Consider the following 18142-nt stretch of genomic DNA (forward strand, 5'->3'; position numbering starts at 1 on the left):
GAACTGCAGGGTGTCACCGCCAAAGCGCACGTAGAAACCCGCTTTCCACAAGGCCATGCCGGCCTCAAATGGACGCACGATGGCATCACCGTCACGCGGGGCAATCTGGATCGCGCCGGCCAGGCCGTAGTTACGAATGTCGATCACATTCTTGCTGCCCTTCAACCCGTGCAACGCATTCTCAAAGTGCGGGGCGACTTCGGCTACGCTCTGCACCAGGTTTTCCTTCTGCAACAGGTCCAATGCCGCCAAGCCAGCCGCGCAAGCCACCGGGTGCGCCGAGTAGGTGTAGCCGTGGGGGAATTCCACCGCGTATTCCGGCGTCGCCTGGTTCATGAAGGTCTGATAGATCTCGCTGCTGGCAATCACTGCGCCCATCGGGATCGCGCCGTTGGTGACTTGCTTGGCAATGCACATCAGGTCCGGGGTCACGCCAAAGCTGTCGGCGCCGAACATTGAGCCGGTACGGCCGAAACCGGTGATCACTTCGTCGAACACCAGCAGGATGTTGTGTTGGTCGCAGATCTCACGCAGTCGCTTGAGATAACCCTGTGGCGGCACCAGCACGCCAGCGGAACCGGCCATCGGTTCAACAAACACCGCTGCGATGTTCGACGCGTCGTGCAGTTCGATCAGCTTGAGCAGCTCATCGGCCAGGGCGATGCCGCCCAGCTCCGGCATGCCACGGGAGAAGGCATTGCTCGCCAGCAACGTGTGCGGCAGATGGTCAACGTCCATCAGGCCCTGACCGAAGAGCTTGCGGTTGCCGTTCACGCCACCCAGGCTGGTTCCGGCAATGTTCACACCGTGATAGCCACGGGCGCGGCCGATCATCTTGGTCTTGGTGGCCTGGCCTTTCAGGCGCCAGTACGCACGCACCATCTTCACCGCGGTATCGGCGCACTCGGAGCCCGAATCGGTGAAGAACACGTGGTTCAGGTTGCCTGGGGTCAGGTCGGTGATCTTTTCCGCCAGCTGGAAGGACAACGGATGACCGTATTGGAAGCCCGGGGAGTAGTCCAGGGTGCCCAGTTGCTTGGAGACTGCTTCCTGAATCTCTTTACGGGTGTGCCCGGCGCCACACGTCCACAGGCCCGACAACGAATCGTACACCTTGCGGCCCTTGTCATCTATCAACCAGCTGCCTTCAGCGCCGACGATCAGGCGCGGGTCGCGCTGGAAGTTGCGGTTGGCGGTGTAAGGCATCCAGTGCGCATCCAACTTCAGTTGGCTGGCCAGGGACGATGGGGCGTTTTCGGGCATGTTCATCAGCAAAACCTCGCAGGGCAAAAGGCAGCGTCGGGATTGAAAAGCGTTGTTGCAGCTAAATTGCCACGGCGATAAAGTCGGTGAAATCCAACTCTTCTAACCTTCAGTCAGGCCTTCACTAAACTATGAGCAGCCGTCGACCCGATCCCCTGGCCCAAGTCAGCGACTTCGATATCCGCCTGTTGCGCATCTTTCGCAGCGTGGTGGAGTGCGGCGGCTTCTCGGCGGCCGAAACCGTGCTCGGCATCGGCCGCTCGGCCATCAGCCAGCAGATGAGCGACCTGGAGCAACGCCTTGGATTGCGCCTGTGCCAGCGCGGGCGTGCCGGTTTCTCCCTGACCGAAGAAGGCCGCGAGGTCTACCAATCGGCCTTGCAGCTATTAAGTGCGCTGGAAAGCTTTCGCACCGAGGTCAACGGCCTGCATCAGCATTTACGCGGCGAACTAATCATCGGCCTCACCGACAACCTGGTCACCCTGCCCCACATGCGCATCACCCACGCCCTGGCGCAGTTGAAGGAACGCGGCCCCGACGTACAAATCCAGATCCGCATGATCGCGCCGAACGAGGTGGAACAAGGTGTACTCGATGGTCGCCTGCATGTCGGCGTAGTACCTCAGGCGAGCGCGCTGTCCGGCCTGGAATACCAACCCCTGTACAGCGAACGTTCACTGCTCTACTGCGCGGTTGGCCACCCGTTGTTTTACGCGGACGACAAGCAACTGGACGACCCACGTATCGACAGCCAGGACGCCATCGCCCCGACCTTCCGCTTGCCCGCCGAAATCCAGGCCCATTACCAAGCCCTTAATTGCACGGCCAGCGCTTCGGACCGTGAAGGCATGGCGTTCCTGATTCTCACCGGCCGCTATATCGGCTACCTGCCCGACCACTACGCCAGCCTGTGGGTGCAACAAGGCCGCCTGCGCGCGCTGAAACCGGCTACACGTTTTTACGATTTAAGCCTCGCATCGGTCACGCGCAAGGGCCGCCGCCCTCATTTGGTGCTGGAAAGCTTTCTGGAAAGCCTGGCGGCAACGCGCTAACTCGGGCCTCTCGTTAAAAGCTGAGCAACTGGACAGCTTTTTGCAAGGGAGCCAGGACCTTGAACCGTCCGCCCTGAGTTTGCCCGCCATGCCACCAGAAACCTTGAGCCCCAACGACCTGATCTACGGCCTGAACGACCGCCCCAAACCACTGCCGACCCTACTGGCAGCCTTGCAACATGTGCTGGCCGCCTTCGTCGGCATCATCACCCCGCCACTGATCATCGGCTCTACTTTAGGGCTCACCGCCCACCTGCCCTACCTGATCAGCATGGCGTTGATGGTGTCCGGCGTGGGCACTTTCATTCAGGCACGCAGGCCATTTGGTATCGGCGCCGGCATGATCTGCCTGCAAGGCACCAGCTTTGCGTTTCTCGGCGCGGTGTTGTCAGCAGGCTTTCTAGTGAAGCAACGCGGCGGCAGCCCGGAAGACATCATGGCGATGGTCTTTGGCGTGTGCTTTTTCGGCGCGGCGGTGCAGATCGTGTTGAGCCGTTTTATCGGCCAATTGCGCCGTGTGATCACGCCCTTGGTCACCGGCATTGTCATCACCTTGATCGGCATCAGCCTGATCAAAGTCGGCATCACCGACCTGGGTGGCGGTTTCAATGCGCCTGACTTCGGCGCGCCGACCAACCTGGCCCTGGGGTTGTTCGTCGTGTTGACGATCATCTTGCTCAACCGCTCGAACACGCCGTGGGTACGCCTCTCGGCAATCATCATCGGCCTGGCCCTCGGCAGCCTGGCCGCGTGGTTCAGCGGCAAGCTGGTGCCCCAAGCCTTGCCCGACTTGCCATTGATCAGCGTGCCGATGCCGTTTCGCTTTGGTTTCAACTTCGACTGGAGCGCCTTCCTGCCCATCGCGCTGATTTATCTGATCAGCAGTATCGAAACTGTTGGCGACCTGACCGCCAACTGCATGATCGCCCGCCAGCCGATCAGCGGCCCTTCTTATATAAGTCGACTCAAGGGCGGCGTATTGGGTGATGGCGTCAGTTGCATGATCGCAGCCACCTTCAGCGCATTCCCCAACACCACGTTTGCGCAGAACAACGGCGTGATCCAACTCACTGGCGTGGCCAGCCGTTACGTCGGCTTATACATTGGTGTGCTGCTGTTCTGTCTCGGCCTGTTTCCACTGATCGGCGCGGTGCTGCAGCAAATCCCCAAACCGGTATTGGGCGGCGCAACCCTGGTGATGTTCGGCAGCGTGGCCGCCGCCGGCGTGCGTATTCTGGCCCAGGCGCCGCTGGATCGACGCAGCATGTTGATCATCGCCACCTCGTTCGGCGTTGGCCTGGGCATTGCCGCCCAACCTGAGTTGCTGCACTTGATGCCACCTCTGGTGCAAAACCTGTTCGATTCGGCCATCACCAGCGGCGGCCTGACGGCCATCGTGTTGTGCCTGTTATTACCCGAGGCCAAAGCGAATACCGCAGGCGCAAACCACGCGCCGGAAAGCGACACACTGGAACCGCTTTGACGGTTTTATTGCATCGGGACTTGTCTGAGGCTTGAGGGTGGGTTATCTGTGCACACGTCGTCTCTATCGATCAGCACGGAAACCTCCATGAGCCTCGAAGTTCCTGCCCACAGCAACCACGCCGGTAAACCTGCCAGCCGTATTCGGCAAAAGAATGAACAAGCGATTCTCCAGGCGGCTGAAGACGAATTCGCGCGTCATGGCTACAAAGGCACCAGCATGAACACCATTGCCTCGAGTGCCGGGCTGCCCAAGGCCAACCTGCATTATTACTTCACCAACAAGCTCGGCCTGTACATCGCGGTACTGAGCAATATCCTCGAACTGTGGGACAGTACCTTCAACGCGCTGACCGCCGAGGACGACCCCGCCGTCGCGCTGACACGCTACATCCGTACCAAGATGGAATTCTCCCGGCGCCACCCCCAAGCCTCGCGGATCTTCGCCATGGAGATCATCAGTGGCGGCGAATGCCTGACCGAATATTTCAGCCAGGACTACCGCGCCTGGTTCAGTGGCCGCGCAGCGGTGTTCCAGGCCTGGATCGAAGCCGGCAAGATGGACCCCATCGACCCCGTACACCTGATCTTCCTGTTGTGGGGCAGCACCCAGCATTACGCCGACTTCGCCACCCAGATCTGCCGCGTCACCGGTCGCACCAAGCTGACCAAGCAGGACATGGAAGACGCCGGCACCAACCTGATCCATATCATCCTCAAAGGCTGCGGCATCAAGCCGGCCCTATAAACGAAGCGACTTATGCCTTTCACGCTGACCGGCCTTTGCGAATTTCGTGAAGAAATACGCAAAAGCCGCTTTATCACCCTGGCCGCGCCGATCACCAGCGCGCAAGACGCCCAGGCGTTTTTCGAGCAGCACAGCGACCTCAACGCCACGCACAACTGCTGGGCCTGGAAGCTCGCCGACCAGTACCGCAGCAACGACGATGGCGAACCCGGCGGCACGGCCGGGCGACCGATCCTGGCCGCCATTGAAGCCCAAGGCTTTGATCAGGTCGCCGTGCTGGTGATTCGCTGGTACGGCGGCATCCAGCTGGGCACCGGCGGCCTGGCTCGCGCCTACGGCGGCGGCGCGAACAAATGCCTGCAGAATGCCGAACGCATCGAGCTGATCAGCCGCGTGCCGCTGAGCTGTGCCTGCAGTTTCTCGGAATTGAACCTGGTGAAACTGCGCGTGGCCGAACTGGGCGGGCTGGTGGTGGAAGAAACCTTCACCGCCAACGGCGTCGAGCTACAGCTCGCACTCGGCGAGGCGCACATCGACACGCTGCAAACCCAGCTCGCCGACCTCAGCCGTGGGCGCATCCTGCTCGAACGCTGAAACTGCCCACATCTACTGTGCACCTGCCTGTGGATAACCTGAGCACACCCGTCTGTAACCCTTTTGTCATAAGGGCTTACGGGCGCCGGTCATTTTTTGATCAGTATTCACCGGGAGTAGTTGCGCAACGCCCCATAGCAGTTCCAACAGCAGAATTATCCACAGCACCGACGTGGCGCCCTGCATCAGCGCGTACAGCTGCCAGGTCGCAAACAGCCCACGGCCGGCCGCGTCATACCGCCCGAATTGGCGTTGAGGGTCGCGAATACGCAGCACTGCCCACACGCACACGATCGAGCCGAGCAGGTTGGCCATCAATACGTGCGCAGGCAGAAACGGCGGTAGCTCGCCCGGCAGGTTCAAGCCCTGCAACAGGCCGTGTACTAATGCAAAACTCCACGGCGTGACAAACGCGGCGGTGATGATCAAGTCATACCAGGCACTGGCCCGCACCAGTGTTCGGTAGCGTTTTTGTGTCCACATAGCAGCAAGCTCCTTCAATTCAAGAAGCCAGCAGGCTAAAGCCTGGAGTATGCTCCAAGGTCAAGCCCTCTCGAGCCCGCCCCATGCGTATCGGCGAATTAGCCCAGGCCAGCCAGGTCAGCCGCGACACCTTGCGCTTCTATGAGCAGCGCGGGTTGATCGCCGCGCAACGCAGCGCCAACGGTTACCGCGACTACCCGCCGGACATGCTGCAACTGGTGCTCTATATCAAGACTGCGCAGCGCCTGGGTTTCAGCCTCGGCGAGATCGGCACCAGCGTCGCCGCCTTATGGCAGGCGCCCGATCCCGACGCTGCCGTCACACAATTGCTGCAAGACAAGCTCAACCTGATCGAAACCCGCATCACTGAACTCGGCCATCTGCGCCAGGAGTTGCAGCAAAGGCTCGGGCAACGTTGTCCACTGAATCCGTGAACCTCCACTCCAAAGGAAGCCCTTCATGTCTACGCCAAAAACCGCACTGATCATCGGCGCCTCGCGCGGCCTGGGCCTTGGCCTGGTCAAGCAACTGCTGCAGGACGGCTGGGAGGTGACCGCCACCGTGCGCGACCCGAACAAGGCCGATGCGCTCAAAGCCGTGGGCCAGGTGCAGATCGAGAAGCTGGACATGGACGATCAGCAAGCCGTGATCGCCTTGGCCCAACGCCTGAAGGAGCGCACCTTCGACCTGCTGTTCGTCAACGCCGGCGTCAAAGGCCCTGCCAACCAGGAGCCGGGCCACGCCACCCTGGCGGAAGTCGGCCAGCTGTTTTTCACCAACGCCGTGGCGCCGATCAACCTGGCCCAGCGCTTTGTCGGGCAGATCCGCAAAGACACCGGCGTGCTGGCGTTCATGAGTTCGGTGCTGGGCAGCGTGACCATTCCCGATGGCTCCGACCTGGCGCTGTACAAGGCCAGCAAGGCTGCACTCAACTCCATGACCAACAGCTTTATCACGCAACTGGGCGACCATAAGCTCACCGTGCTGTCGCTGCATCCGGGCTGGGTGAAAACCGACATGGGCGGCGAAAACGCGCACATCGATGTCGACACCAGCGTGCGCGGCCTGGTGGATCAGGTGAATGCCTACACCGGCAAAGGCGGCCATCACTTCGTGGACTACAAGGGCGACACCATCGCCTGGTAACAGCTCGGTCCAACCTGTGGGAGCGGGCTTGCCCGCGATGGTCTCAAGAGCACCTCGCTCCTACAGATAGACCTGATCATGGACTACACGTAAACTCTGCTCCTCGCCCTCACCGGCGACCCTGGATCAGCAGACAGGGCAACACTGAGCTGGCAAACCTGAACCCATCATTCAGAGGAGCCGGCCAATGCCTGCGACCCGTATCTGGTTAAAAAACCCCCTCGCGATTTTCACCGCCAATGGCCTCGACGCCCGTGGTGGCCTGGTGCTGCAAGACGGTGTGATCACCGAAGTGCTGGGCTGGGGAAAAGAACCCGCCGTGCCGTGCGGACAAGTGTTCGATGCACGCGAACATGTGATCCTGCCGGGGCTGATCAACACCCACCATCACTTCTACCAAACCCTGACCCGCGCCTGGGCGCCGGTGGTCAACCAGCCCTTATTCCCCTGGCTGAAAACCCTGTACCCGGTCTGGGCACGCCTGACCCCGGAAAAACTCGCGCTGGCGTCCAAAGTCGCCTTGGCTGAATTGCTGCTGTCTGGCTGCACCACCGCGGCAGATCACCATTACCTGTTCCCCGAAGGCCTTGAAAACGCCATCGACGTGCAGGTGCAAAGCGTGCGCGAACTGGGCATGCGCGCCATGCTCACTCGCGGGTCCATGAGCCTGGGCGAAGCCGATGGCGGCCTGCCGCCGCAGCAAACCGTGCAACAAGGCCAGGTGATCCTCGAAGACAGCCAGCGCCTGATCCGCGAATACCACCAGCGCGGCGATGGCGCGCAAATCCAGATCGCCCTGGCGCCCTGCTCGCCGTTTTCGGTCACCCCGCAAATCATGCAAGCCAGCGCCGAACTGGCCAACAGCCTCGACGTGCGCCTGCACACGCACCTGGCCGAAACCCTCGACGAAGAAGACTTCTGCCTGCAGCGTTTCGGGCTGCGCACGGTGGACTACCTCGACAGCGTCGGCTGGCTCGGCCCACGCACCTGGCTGGCCCACGGCATTCACTTCAACCCGGATGAGATCGCCCGCCTGGGCGCCGCCGGCACCGGTATCTGCCATTGCCCAAGTTCGAATATGCGCCTGGCTTCCGGCATCTGCCCGACCCTGGACCTGCTCGCCGCCGGCGCGCCGATTGGCCTGGGCGTCGACGGTTCGGCCTCCAACGATGCCTCGAACATGATCCTCGAAGCGCGCCAGGCCCTGTACATCCAGCGCCTGCGTTACGGCGCAGAAAAGATCACCCCGGAAGGCGTGCTGGGCTGGGCCACCAAAGGCTCGGCGCAGTTGCTGGGGCGCACGGATATCGGTGAGTTGGCCGTGGGCAAACAGGCTGACCTGGCGCTGTTCAAACTCGATGAGCTGCGTTTTTCCGGCAGCCATGACCCGATTTCGGCGCTGCTGCTGTGCGGCGCCGACCGCGCGGATCGGGTGATGATCGGCGGCAAGTGGCGGGTGATCGATGGGCAGGTTGAAGGGCTGGACCTGAAAGGCTTGATTGCCGATCACAGCCAGGCGGCGAAACAACTGATCGCCGGAACCTGAGCCCTGCACAAAGCCAACTGTGGGAGCTGGCTTGCCTGCGATGCAGACACCTCGGTCTATAGCCATACCGAGTGGATGCCATCGCGGGCAAGCCCGACTCCCACATGGGATTTAGGGTGTGCTTGAGGGCCGGTTACACCCCAAGCAACGACAACATGATAAAGGTCGCAAACAACACATGTGGGAGCTGGCTTGCCTGCGATGCAGGCACCTCGGTCTTTCAGCCATACCGAGTTAATGCCATCGCGGACAAGCCCGACTCCCACATGGGATTTAGGGTGTGCTTGAGGGCCGGTTACACCCCAAGCAACGACAACATGATAAAGGTCGCGAACAACACATGTGGGAGCTGGCTTGCCTGCGATGCAGGCACCTCGGTCTTTCAGCCATACCGAGTTAATGCCATCGCGGGCAAGCCCGGCTCCCACATGGGTTTTAAGGTGTGCTTGAGGGCCGGTTACACCCCAAGCAACGACAACATGATAAAGGTCGCAAACAACACATGTGGGAGCTGGCTTGCCTGCGATGCAGGCACCTCGGTCTTTCAGCCATACCGAGTTAATGCCATCGCGGGCAAGCCCGGCTCCCACATGGGTTTTAAGGTGTGCTTGAGGGCCGGTTACACCCCAAGCAACGACAACATGATAAAGGTCGCAAACAACACATGTGGGAGCTGGCTTGCCTGCGATGCAGACACCTCGGTCTATCAGCCATACCGAGTTGATGCCATCGCGGGCAAGCCCGGCTCCCACATGGGTTTTAAGGTGTGCTTGAGGGCCGGTTACACCCCAAGCAACGACAACATGATAAAGGTCGCAAACAACACAAAGTGCGTCATCCCTTCGATGGCATTGGTTTCGCCATCATTGAGGTTGATCGCACTCACCACCAGTGTGATCAACACCATCACGGTTTGCACCGGCGTCATCGCCATCTGGAACGGCTGGCCGGTGTAGAGCGCCATGGCTTCCATCACCGGCACCGTCAAAATCACCGTCGACAACGATGCACCCAGTGCGATGTTGACCACCGACTGCATGCGGTTAGCCAAGGCTGCACGCAATGCCGTCAGAATTTCCGGCGCGGCCGAAATCGCCGCCACCACAATCGCGGTAATCACCGGCGGTGCGCCCGTACCTTCCAGGCCCAGGTCGAGGGTCTTGGACATCACCTCGGCCAATGCGCCAATCACAATCACGCCAAACACCAACGTACCGATGGAAAACGCCAGGTTGATCGACGGCTCCTGCTGTTCTTCCGGCTGCTTTTTTCTGCGTTTTTCCGGGTAGCTGTAGCTGAAGAAGTAACTGTGCGGCCCCACCTGCATGCGCAGGAACAGGGTGTAGAGCAACACCATCGCGCCGATGGTGAAGGCCGAGTAAATTTTCCAGTCGGCTTCGGGGATAAATTCCGGTACCACCATCGACACGCCCATGGCGGTGAGGATCATCACGCTGTAACTGCGTGCCGAGTCATCGTTGTAGGACTGTTCACCATGCTTGATGCCGCCCATCAGCGCGGCCAGGCCAAGGATGCCGTTGATATCGAGCATCACCGCCGAATAGATCGTGTCACGTACCAAAGTCGGCGAGGGCTCGTTGCTCATCATGATCGCCAGGATCACCACTTCCACCAGCACGGCGGCGAGGGTCAGGATCATGGTGCCGTAAGGGTCACCGACCTTTTCCGCCAGTTGCTCGGCGTGGTGGGCGACGCGCATCGACGCCATGACAATAAAAGCGATGAGCGCCATGCCGCCGAGCAGGGCGATCATCTGCCCGCTGTGCAGCATCCAGTGCTCCAACGGGTAGGCGGCGATGGCGGCGATCAACGCCAGCCACATGAATTTTTCTTGCTTGAGGGATGTGAGCATTCCGGGCCTTTTTGTGCAGCAAATCAGTCATTGATGGGGTACAGACTGCACCACGTCGCTAACGTTTCGTTACACCTTAGTTCAGATGGCCCTTGCGCGAATAAAACCAATACTCTCCTGCTGGTCAGGTTTTGCCGACTATTTCAGCCATGGCCTGTAGAATGCCGCCATTGCACCTGATGAGAATTTAGAACATGTACGATTGGCTCAACGCCCTGCCCAAGGCTGAATTGCACCTGCACCTGGAAGGCTCGCTGGAGCCTGAGTTGCTGTTTGCCCTGGCCGAACGCAACAAGATTGCACTGCCGTGGAATGACGTCGAAACCCTGCGCAAGGCCTACGCCTTCAACAACCTGCAAGAGTTTCTCGACCTGTATTACAAGGGCGCCGATGTGCTGCGCACCTCCCAGGATTTCTACGACCTGACCTGGGCCTACCTGCTGCGCTGCAAAGAACAGAACGTGATCCACACCGAACCGTTCTTCGACCCGCAGACCCACACCGACCGTGGCGTGCCATTCGAAGTGGTGCTCAACGGCATCGCCGCTGCGCTCAAAGATGGCGAGCAGCAACTGGGTATCACCAGCGGTTTGATCCTGAGCTTCCTGCGCCACCTGAGCGAAGCCGAAGCCGAGAAAACCCTCGACCAGGCGCTGCCGTTCCGTGACGCGTTTGTGGCCGTCGGCCTGGACAGCTCGGAAATGGGCCACCCGCCGAGCAAGTTCCAGCGCGTGTTCGACCGTGCCCGCCATGAAGGCTTTCTTACCGTGGCCCACGCCGGTGAAGAAGGCCCGCCCGAGTACATCTGGGAGGCCATCGACCTGCTGAAAATCCAGCGTATCGACCATGGCGTACGCGCCATCGAAGACGAACGCTTGATGCAACGCATCATCGACGAGCAGATCCCGCTGACCGTGTGCCCACTGTCCAACACCAAGCTCTGTGTGTTCGACGACATGGCCCAACACAACATCCTCGACATGCTTGAGCGTGGCGTGAAGGTGACGGTGAACTCGGATGACCCGGCGTACTTCGGCGGCTATGTCACCGAGAACTTCCACGCGCTGTACACCTCCCTGGGCATGACCCAGGACCAGGCCAAACGCCTGGCGCAGAACAGCCTGGATGCGCGGCTCGTAAAGCCATAACTGCATAAACGCAGTTCAAATAATGTGGGAGCTGGCTTGCCTGCGATAGCGGTGTATCAGCCAGCCATTCGCTGCCTGAGCCACCGCTATCGCGGGCAAGCCCGGCTCCCACATTGATTGTGTATTGACCTCTAGATTTCGGTCAGTTCTTCCAGGGTCTTGCCCTTGGTCTCCATCCCAAACACCCACACCACCAGCGCCGCCACCGCAAAACACAGCGCCCCCAAGGCAAACACCCCACCCTGCCCGGTTATCGGAAACACCAGCCCGGTTACCAACGGCCCCAGCAATGACCCGACCCGGCCAATCGCCGAGGCAAACCCGGAACCGGTGGCCCGCGCCGAAGTGGGATACAGCTCCGGTGTGTAGGTGTACAGCACCGCCCACATGCCAAACAGAAAGAACTGCATCAACAACCCCGAGGTAATCAGCAGCCCCACGTTGCCGCCAAACACCGCGCTCTGCCCATACAGAAACGCCATCACCCCGCCGCCCAGCAATGTCACCACACACACCGGTTTACGGCCCCAACGTTCCACCAGCCAGGCCGCCATCAAGAAGCCCGGTATCCCGCCCAGGGAAATGATCACCGTGTAATACACCGATTGCGTCACGGCAAAACCCGACTGCTGCAACAGCGCACTCAGCCAGGAGGTCAGCCCGTAGAAACCCAGCAAGGCAAAAAACCACACGCTCCAGATCATCATCGTGCGTTGGCGATACTGCGCCGACCACAACTGCTGGAACGCCGAGAAAAACGTGCCCGGCACGCTCTCAACTCGTGGCAAGGCAATCGGCTCCGGCAAGTCCGTTCGCCCCAGCGAGTCGCGGACCTTCTGCTCAATGCCGAGCAACACCTTGTCCGCCGCTGCATGCCGCCCGGCCTGTTCCAGCCAGCGTGGCGATTCCGGGATAAAAAAACGAATCGCCAGCACAAACACCGCCGGTACCGCCAACACCAGGAAGATGTCGCGCCAGCCAATCACCGGCAGCAAAAAGTAGGACAGCACACCCGCCGCCACAAACCCCAGCGGCCAGAAGCCATCCATCAAGGCGATATATCGCCCACGGCCCTTGGCGGGAATCAGCTCCGAGAGCATCGACTGCGCAATCGGGAATTCCATACCCATGCCGATCCCCAGCAGGATGCGAAACAGCGTCAGCGTTTCCACCGTCTGCGCCGTGGAGCACAGGTAACTGGCGACGCCCCACAACACGATGCTCCACTGAAACACCGGCTTGCGCCCGAAACGGTCAGCCAACATGCCGGACAAGGACGCACCGACCACCATGCCAAAAAAACTCGAACTGGCGAGTAACCCGGCCTGGGCCGTGCTCAGGCCGAACTCGGTTTTTATCGAGCCCAACAGGAAGGTCATCATCGCCAGGTCCATGGAGTCGAAAAAAAACGCCAAGGCGATGATGATGAAAATGATTCGGTGGTAACCGCTGATGGGCAACCGTTCCAGCCGTTCCGCTGCGCTATAGCCTTGCATACCCATGCCATACCCCCCGAGTGAAAAATCCCCAAGGCGAGTGTGCGGCATCGTTTTACCCGATTATTGCTGGATACGACCTGACTGAAACTCTGAGCGACGCACGCACCTACGCCGTGGCCAGACGGTTGATTTCCGCAAGCCCCAGGTCGGTCACCAGCAAGGCACGCGACTCGTTGACCGCGTTGATCCAGCCGCACTGCAAAAACAACTGCAACAACCCGGCGCCCAATGCGCCCCCCAGGTGCGGTTGCTGCTGGCTCCAGTCAAAACAATCGCAGGCCAGCGGCGCAGACAGTGCCTGGATAAAAATGCCCAGGGTCGCGAAATGCTGCGCGCCGGTGACGGTCACGTCGGTACGCTGTTCGTAGCGGTCGATCCAGCCGGCCTCCAGCATGCGCTGATAAAGCCCCGCTGCCAGTTCACCGCCCAGATGCCCCTGGCACAAACGCGCGCGCCGCAACGGCGGCGGCGCCAGGGATACTCGCGGGGAAACCTGCGGAGCACTGCGTGCGGCACAGGCCAAGGTGGTACATGCCAATGCGTCGACGGCCGCACAGACATCCACGGCGGCCATGCGAAACAGGCGCTTGCCGCGCTTGGCCTCGCTGCGCAGCAAACCGCTGCCGATAAGGCGCGCAAGATGCGCATTGGCCGACGCGGCGGACAGCCCGGCGAGCATAGCCAGTTCGTCTGCGGTTTTCGCCGAACCGTCCATCAGTGACCAGAGCATGGCGGTGCGCTTGGGCTCAGCGAGCAAGCTGGCGATCTGACTGATGCAAGGTGCTTCTTCCATGTATTCACTCCTTGTAAATCATTTGTCTGCTGCGGTTGGAACCAAAGTATAGGGGCGCAAACCGCCCATTCCGCGGCGTCCGACAGCGCGAATGGGGACAGGCTCTGAGTGAAATTTCTGGCTTTGGTGGAGGCTATTGCCTAACGCTCTATCGCCCCGGCCTTTGCGCGGTCAAAGCCGCACAACGGGACACGAGCATTTCCCGCAGCAGGTTAATGGGTTTACTCAACTGAGCACGGTGGGCGCACAGCAGGTTGAGCGGCGTGCGCTCGCCGCGCAGCTCCGGCAACACCAGGCGCAAACGCCCCGCGAGCACGTCGGTGCTCACATCCAGCCACGACTTGTAGGCAATGCCGACACCCGCCACCGCCCAGCGGCGCACCACATCGGCGTCGTCACTGAAGCGATCACCGCTGACCGTCAGGCCGACCTCGCGCTTGCCGTCGTAAAAACCCCAGTGGTCGTGGACACGGCTGCCCAGCATGTACAACAGGCAATTGTGCTGCGCCAACTGCTCAAGATGCCGGGGCTCGCCATGCCGTGCCAGGTAGCTGGGTGCGGCGCACAGCACGCGAATGTTGTCCGGGGCGATGGGCAGCGCGACCAGGCTGGAATCTTCAGGCTCGCCGTAGCGCAGGGCGATATCCACCGGCTGGCGGAATAGGTCGGCAATGCGGTCGCCCAGCAGCAGGCGGATGTTCAATTGCGGGTATTCAAGCTGAAACTCATCCAGCCACGGCAGTAACTGGTTGCGCCCGAAATCCGACGGCGCCGACAGTTGCAGCACACCGCTGACATGGTCCTGGCCGCTGGCCAATAAGCGCCGCCCTTCGTCCAGCGAACTCAACGCGGAGCGGGCATATTCCAAAAAACCTTCGCCTTCGGCAGTCAGGCGCAAACTGCGGGTGGAGCGCGCCAGCAAGCGCGTGCCCAGTTGCTGTTCGATACGCTTGAGCGCCGCGCTCGCCACGGCAGGCGAGAGGTCCATGATGCGTGCAGCGGCCGACAAACTGCCGAGGTCCGCCGCCCGCACAAACAACTGCAAATCATCAAAACGCAGCATGTACCCTCGCCTATTATCAAAATTCTATTGAAACAGACTGCTGTTTTAGCCGCTTTTATCTGTGCTGGAAATAGCTAATCATCTGCCCATCCCGTACATCACGTGTCTGGAGTTGAATATGTCCGCTGCCTTTAACGTCATCGCCACGCTGATCGCCAAACCCGGCCAGCAGGCCAAGTTGGAAACCCTGCTGCGCGGCCTGTTGGAACCGACTCGCCTGGAAGCCGGTTGCGAGCAGTACGACCTGCACCAGGACCTGCAACACCCGGAAACCTTCTACATGCTCGAACGCTGGAGCGACGACGCGGCGCTGGCCGATCACGACCAGAGCGCGCATATCCAAAGCTTCCGCGCCAAGGCTGCGGATGTGCTCGAACATTTCGAACTCAAGCGCCTGCAATTTCTTGCCTGATCACCCCATCAGCAGGTTTTTGTGGCGAGCACGCTTGCTTGCGCTGGGGTGCGAAGCGCTTACCGACAGGTTTTGGGGCTGTTTCGCAGCCCAGCGGGAGCAAGCTCCCTCGCCACATTTAGCCTGACTCTCGACCACCTTCTTTACCCGGAGCCAATATGAAAGCCATTGCCTACTACGCCTCACTGCCGATCAGCGACGAAAAATCCCTGCAAGACATCCAATTGCCGGAGCCGGTCGCCGGCCCGCGTGACCTGCTGGTGGAGGTCAAAGCCATCTCGGTCAACCCGGTGGACACCAAAGTGCGCCAGAACGTCGCCCCGGAAAACGGCGCGGCCAAGGTGCTGGGCTGGGACGTAGCCGGTGTGGTCAAGGCGGTCGGCAGCGAAGTGACGCTGTTCAAGGCGGGCGACAAGGTGTTCTACGCCGGTTCCCTGGTGCGCCCAGGCGGCAACAGCGAACTGCACACCGTGGATGAACGCATCGTCGGCCATATGCCCAAGAGCCTGGGTTTTGCCGAAGCCGCCGCACTGCCACTCACCGCCATCACCGCCTGGGAGCTGCTGTTCGAGCGCCTGCAAGTACGTGAAGGTAAAGAAGATGAAGGCCAGAGCCTGCTGATCGTTGGCGCTGCCGGCGGTGTGGGTTCGATCCTGACCCAGTTGGCCAAGCAGCTCACCGCATTGAACGTTATCGGCACCGCCTCACGCCCGGAAACCCAGGAATGGGCCAAGGCGCTCGGCGCCGATGTGGTGATCGATCACAGCCAGCCACTGAGCGAGGCGTTGAAAAATGCCGGCCAGGCGCAGGTAACCCACGTCGCCAGCCTGACCCAGACCGACCATCACTTGGACGAACTGGTCGAAGCCCTGCAGCCGCAAGGCAAGCTGGCGTTGATCGACGACCCCAAGGTGCTGGATGTGAGCAAACTCAAGCGCAAGAGCCTGTCACTGCACTGGGAGTTCATGTACACACGCTCGATGTTCGAGACGCCGGACATGATCGAACAGCACAATCTGCTCAACCGCGTGGCCGAACTGATCGACGCCGGCACCTTGAAAACCACGGTGGGCGAGCACTTCGGCGTGATCAACGCAGCCAACCTGCGCCGCGCCCATGCGCTGCTGGAAAGCGGCAAGGCCAAGGGCAAGATCGTATTGGAAGGGTTCTAACAAGTAGCTGTCAGAGTCGTCCATTATTCATGTGAGTAATGGACGACACCGCTAGTCAGAGAGTTGATCTTTGTCATATTTGCGAACGCATTCAGGTTTATATTGGCCGCCTTTGCCACGATTCTTTTACGTGAGGAAGTCAGCAATGAAGATCCTGATAAGAGCGTTAGCAAAATCCCCAGGCAACAAATGGCAGGTCAGCCTCGACGGTGACGCCTTCACCTTCCGCAGTGAGGCCGAGGCCCGCGCCTTTGCCGACACCCTGCAGGCCCGCATCCAGGCGCCCCACCGCATTCCCCTCAGCCAGCAACGCTCCGCCGCCGGCTGATTAGCACCTCAGACCTGCGCCTGCGCGGCCCTCGCCCGTTGCAGGCGCTGGGTCGACACCGCAATCGTCACCGCCAATACACCGCACAAGCTGATGACCATCGCCATCGGCATCGCCGTGCCGTCGTGCAACACGCCGACCAAGGACGCCGCGCCTGCCGCCACACCAAACTGAATGCAACCGAGCAATGCCGAGGCGCTGCCGGCCCGTGCGCCCTGCCCGGCCATGGCACACGCCGAGGTGTTGGGCAAAATGCAGCCCAGGCTGGCGATGCAGATAAACAGCGGCACCAGTAACGGCCATAACGCCTCGGTACGCAGCGCGGCAATGGCCAACAGCGTCAACGCCGCCGCCACGTAGACCCACACGGTGCGCGACAGCAGAAACGCCGGGCCACGCTTGGCCAGCAACCGCGCATTAAGCTGCGCTACCAGGATAAAGCCGGCGGCATTGGAGCCAAATACCCAGCCGTAATGCTCGGCGGGCACGCCATAGAGTTTGATAAAGACGAACGGGGAACCGGCGATGTAGGCAAACATCCCGGCAATCGAGATACCACCGGTGAGGGCGTAGCCCAGATAAACCCGGTCCGACAACAGGCTGACATAGCGGCTCAGCGAGCCGGACAGCGGTTGACGCGGCTTATCGGCCGGCAAGGTTTCCGGCAACCCGACCGCCACGGCGATGGCCGCCATCACGCTGAAAATCGACAACGCGAGGAAAATCGACTGCCAGCCCCACAGGCCGACCATCACCCCACCCGCCAACGGCGCGAGGATCGGCGCCAGGCCGGTCACCAGCATCAGCTGCGAATAGACTTTGGCCGAGCCCACGGCATCACATTTGTCGCTGACCACCGCCCGCGAAATCACCATGCCCGCGCAGCCGCCAAGGGCTTGCACAAAACGCGCGCCGATCAACCAGTCCAGGGACGGCGCGTAGGCGCAGGCGAAGGACGCCAGGGTAAACAGAGTCACGCCACTGAGCAGCGGCACGCGCCGGCCAAAGCGATCCGCCAGCGGCCCGTAGATCAATTGGCCGATGGCCAGGCCGCCGAAATACACGGCGAGGGTCAGCTGGATGTGTTTTTCGTCGGTGGCAAAGGCGGTGGCCATCGCCGGAAAGCCCGGCAGGTAAAAATCGATCGCCAACGGCGCGAAGGCGCTCAAGGCGCCCAGAATCAGGATTATGCGGAGGTTCATCAGACACCCAAGTGAGTCGGCAGCCCGACAGTCTAGCCGCGCTTGGGTGTGATGAACATTACGATAGCTCGCTAACTATCGGAAATTTTACGCGAGCTTGGCGCTGTAGCCTTCTTCGGTGATCAGCGCGATGACTTGCTCGTCGGACAGCCGGCTTTCAACCCCGACTTCCTTGGCGGCCAGGTTGACGTTGACGCTCGCCGCCGGGTCCTGGCTGTGTACTGCTTGAGTGACCGCCCGAACACAATGGCCGCAGGTCATTCCTTCAACACTGAATACTTGCATGACATGACTCCTTTGATGAGGTTGGGGCCAGTCTCGACCTTGCCACGATGGCA

19 protein-coding genes (1 of these 19 only partly in view) are annotated in these 18142 nt (G+C 60.8%); 11 read left to right on the plus strand and 8 right to left on the minus strand.

Features of this window, described 5'->3' with window-relative positions; genetic code table 11:
- Positions 1 to 1269, minus strand: the 5' portion of a protein-coding gene (locus ACQY47_RS11270) for an aspartate aminotransferase family protein (RefSeq protein WP_017134727.1). 81 nt of this gene lie to the left of the window's left edge; the window shows 1269 of its 1350 coding nt (coding positions 1–1269); it begins with the start codon at positions 1267 to 1269; the stop codon falls past the left edge of the window.
- Positions 1270 to 1394: 125 nt separating this feature from the next.
- Here ACQY47_RS11270 and ACQY47_RS11275 point away from each other — a divergent pair, with 125 nt between their 5' ends.
- The 4 genes from ACQY47_RS11275 (at position 1395) to ACQY47_RS11290 (ending at position 5139) form a co-directional block, all read left to right on the plus strand.
- A complete protein-coding gene (locus ACQY47_RS11275) occupies positions 1395 to 2315 on the plus strand; it encodes a LysR family transcriptional regulator (protein WP_017134726.1) in 921 nt (306 codons plus the stop codon).
- Between the two features lie 88 nt (positions 2316 to 2403).
- Positions 2404 to 3798 carry a uracil-xanthine permease family protein gene (locus ACQY47_RS11280; protein WP_428557099.1) on the plus strand — a complete coding sequence of 465 codons (1395 nt, stop codon included), beginning with the start codon at positions 2404 to 2406 and terminating at the stop codon, positions 3796 to 3798.
- An 87-nt stretch (positions 3799 to 3885) separates the two neighbouring features.
- Complete coding sequence (locus tag ACQY47_RS11285) at positions 3886 to 4545, plus strand: TetR/AcrR family transcriptional regulator (RefSeq protein ID WP_017134724.1); 660 nt, start codon at positions 3886 to 3888, stop codon at positions 4543 to 4545.
- Positions 4546 to 4557: 12 nt separating this feature from the next.
- A complete protein-coding gene (locus ACQY47_RS11290; protein WP_065930576.1) occupies positions 4558 to 5139 on the plus strand; it encodes an IMPACT family protein in 582 nt (193 codons plus the stop codon).
- Positions 5140 to 5205: 66 nt separating this feature from the next.
- Here ACQY47_RS11290 and ACQY47_RS11295 read toward each other — a convergent pair whose 3' ends face one another.
- On the minus strand, positions 5206 to 5622 hold the full coding sequence (locus ACQY47_RS11295; protein WP_428557100.1) for a hypothetical protein: 417 nt from the start codon (positions 5620 to 5622) through the stop codon (positions 5206 to 5208).
- A gap of 83 nt (positions 5623 to 5705) precedes the next feature.
- On the opposite strand from ACQY47_RS11295, the gene ACQY47_RS11300 reads away from it, so the two are divergent.
- The 3 genes from ACQY47_RS11300 to ACQY47_RS11310 all read left to right on the plus strand — a co-directional run bounded on the left by ACQY47_RS11300 (position 5706) and on the right by ACQY47_RS11310 (position 8314).
- The gene (locus ACQY47_RS11300) at positions 5706 to 6056 is read left to right on the plus strand and encodes a MerR family transcriptional regulator (RefSeq protein ID WP_099550558.1); all 351 of its coding nucleotides are present in this window, start codon (positions 5706 to 5708) and stop codon (positions 6054 to 6056) included.
- Positions 6057 to 6081: 25 nt separating this feature from the next.
- Positions 6082 to 6768: an SDR family oxidoreductase gene (locus ACQY47_RS11305; protein WP_017134720.1), complete on the plus strand. Its 687-nt coding sequence runs from the start codon at positions 6082 to 6084 to the stop codon at positions 6766 to 6768.
- A gap of 187 nt (positions 6769 to 6955) precedes the next feature.
- Positions 6956 to 8314 carry an 8-oxoguanine deaminase gene (locus tag ACQY47_RS11310; protein ID WP_428557101.1) on the plus strand — a complete coding sequence of 453 codons (1359 nt, stop codon included), beginning with the start codon at positions 6956 to 6958 and terminating at the stop codon, positions 8312 to 8314.
- A gap of 781 nt (positions 8315 to 9095) precedes the next feature.
- Here ACQY47_RS11310 and ACQY47_RS11315 read toward each other — a convergent pair.
- Complete coding sequence (locus tag ACQY47_RS11315; RefSeq protein ID WP_236462734.1) at positions 9096 to 10187, minus strand: calcium:proton antiporter; 1092 nt, start codon at positions 10185 to 10187, stop codon at positions 9096 to 9098.
- 194 nt (positions 10188 to 10381) lie between these two features.
- Here ACQY47_RS11315 and ACQY47_RS11320 point away from each other — a divergent pair, with 194 nt between their 5' ends.
- Complete coding sequence (locus tag ACQY47_RS11320; RefSeq protein ID WP_017134717.1) at positions 10382 to 11335, plus strand: adenosine deaminase; 954 nt, start codon at positions 10382 to 10384, stop codon at positions 11333 to 11335.
- A 131-nt stretch (positions 11336 to 11466) separates the two neighbouring features.
- Here ACQY47_RS11320 and ACQY47_RS11325 read toward each other — a convergent pair whose 3' ends face one another.
- The 3 genes from ACQY47_RS11325 to ACQY47_RS11335 form a co-directional block, all read right to left on the minus strand.
- Positions 11467 to 12837, minus strand: coding sequence for an MFS transporter (locus ACQY47_RS11325; protein ID WP_428557102.1), 1371 nt, complete (start codon positions 12835 to 12837; stop codon positions 11467 to 11469).
- A 103-nt stretch (positions 12838 to 12940) separates the two neighbouring features.
- Positions 12941 to 13627, minus strand: a complete 687-nt coding sequence (locus ACQY47_RS11330) for an ArsR/SmtB family transcription factor (RefSeq protein WP_017134715.1) — start codon at positions 13625 to 13627, stop codon at positions 12941 to 12943.
- A gap of 148 nt (positions 13628 to 13775) precedes the next feature.
- Positions 13776 to 14690 carry a LysR family transcriptional regulator gene (locus tag ACQY47_RS11335; RefSeq protein ID WP_428557103.1) on the minus strand — a complete coding sequence of 305 codons (915 nt, stop codon included), beginning with the start codon at positions 14688 to 14690 and terminating at the stop codon, positions 13776 to 13778.
- 118 nt (positions 14691 to 14808) lie between these two features.
- Between ACQY47_RS11335 and ACQY47_RS11340 the strand changes: the two genes are divergently transcribed.
- The 3 genes from ACQY47_RS11340 (at position 14809) to ACQY47_RS11350 (ending at position 16602) form a co-directional block, all read left to right on the plus strand.
- Complete coding sequence (locus tag ACQY47_RS11340; RefSeq protein ID WP_017134713.1) at positions 14809 to 15102, plus strand: putative quinol monooxygenase; 294 nt, start codon at positions 14809 to 14811, stop codon at positions 15100 to 15102.
- A gap of 158 nt (positions 15103 to 15260) precedes the next feature.
- Positions 15261 to 16274, plus strand: a complete 1014-nt coding sequence (locus tag ACQY47_RS11345) for a zinc-binding alcohol dehydrogenase family protein (protein WP_017134712.1) — start codon at positions 15261 to 15263, stop codon at positions 16272 to 16274.
- 145 nt (positions 16275 to 16419) lie between these two features.
- The gene (locus ACQY47_RS11350) at positions 16420 to 16602 is read left to right on the plus strand and encodes a hypothetical protein (RefSeq protein ID WP_017134711.1); all 183 of its coding nucleotides are present in this window, start codon (positions 16420 to 16422) and stop codon (positions 16600 to 16602) included.
- Positions 16603 to 16610: 8 nt separating this feature from the next.
- Here the strand turns inward: ACQY47_RS11350 and ACQY47_RS11355 are convergent, their stop codons facing one another.
- Entirely contained in the window at positions 16611 to 17804 is a 1194-nt protein-coding gene (locus ACQY47_RS11355; protein WP_017134710.1) for a multidrug effflux MFS transporter, read from the minus strand.
- An 87-nt stretch (positions 17805 to 17891) separates the two neighbouring features.
- Positions 17892 to 18089 carry a heavy-metal-associated domain-containing protein gene (locus ACQY47_RS11360; RefSeq protein ID WP_017134709.1) on the minus strand — a complete coding sequence of 66 codons (198 nt, stop codon included), beginning with the start codon at positions 18087 to 18089 and terminating at the stop codon, positions 17892 to 17894.
- Between the last annotated feature and the right edge of the window lie 53 nt (positions 18090 to 18142).

It is taken from the genome of Pseudomonas edaphica, assembly GCF_965277385.1.
GTDB lineage: Bacteria > Pseudomonadota > Gammaproteobacteria > Pseudomonadales > Pseudomonadaceae > Aquipseudomonas > Aquipseudomonas edaphica.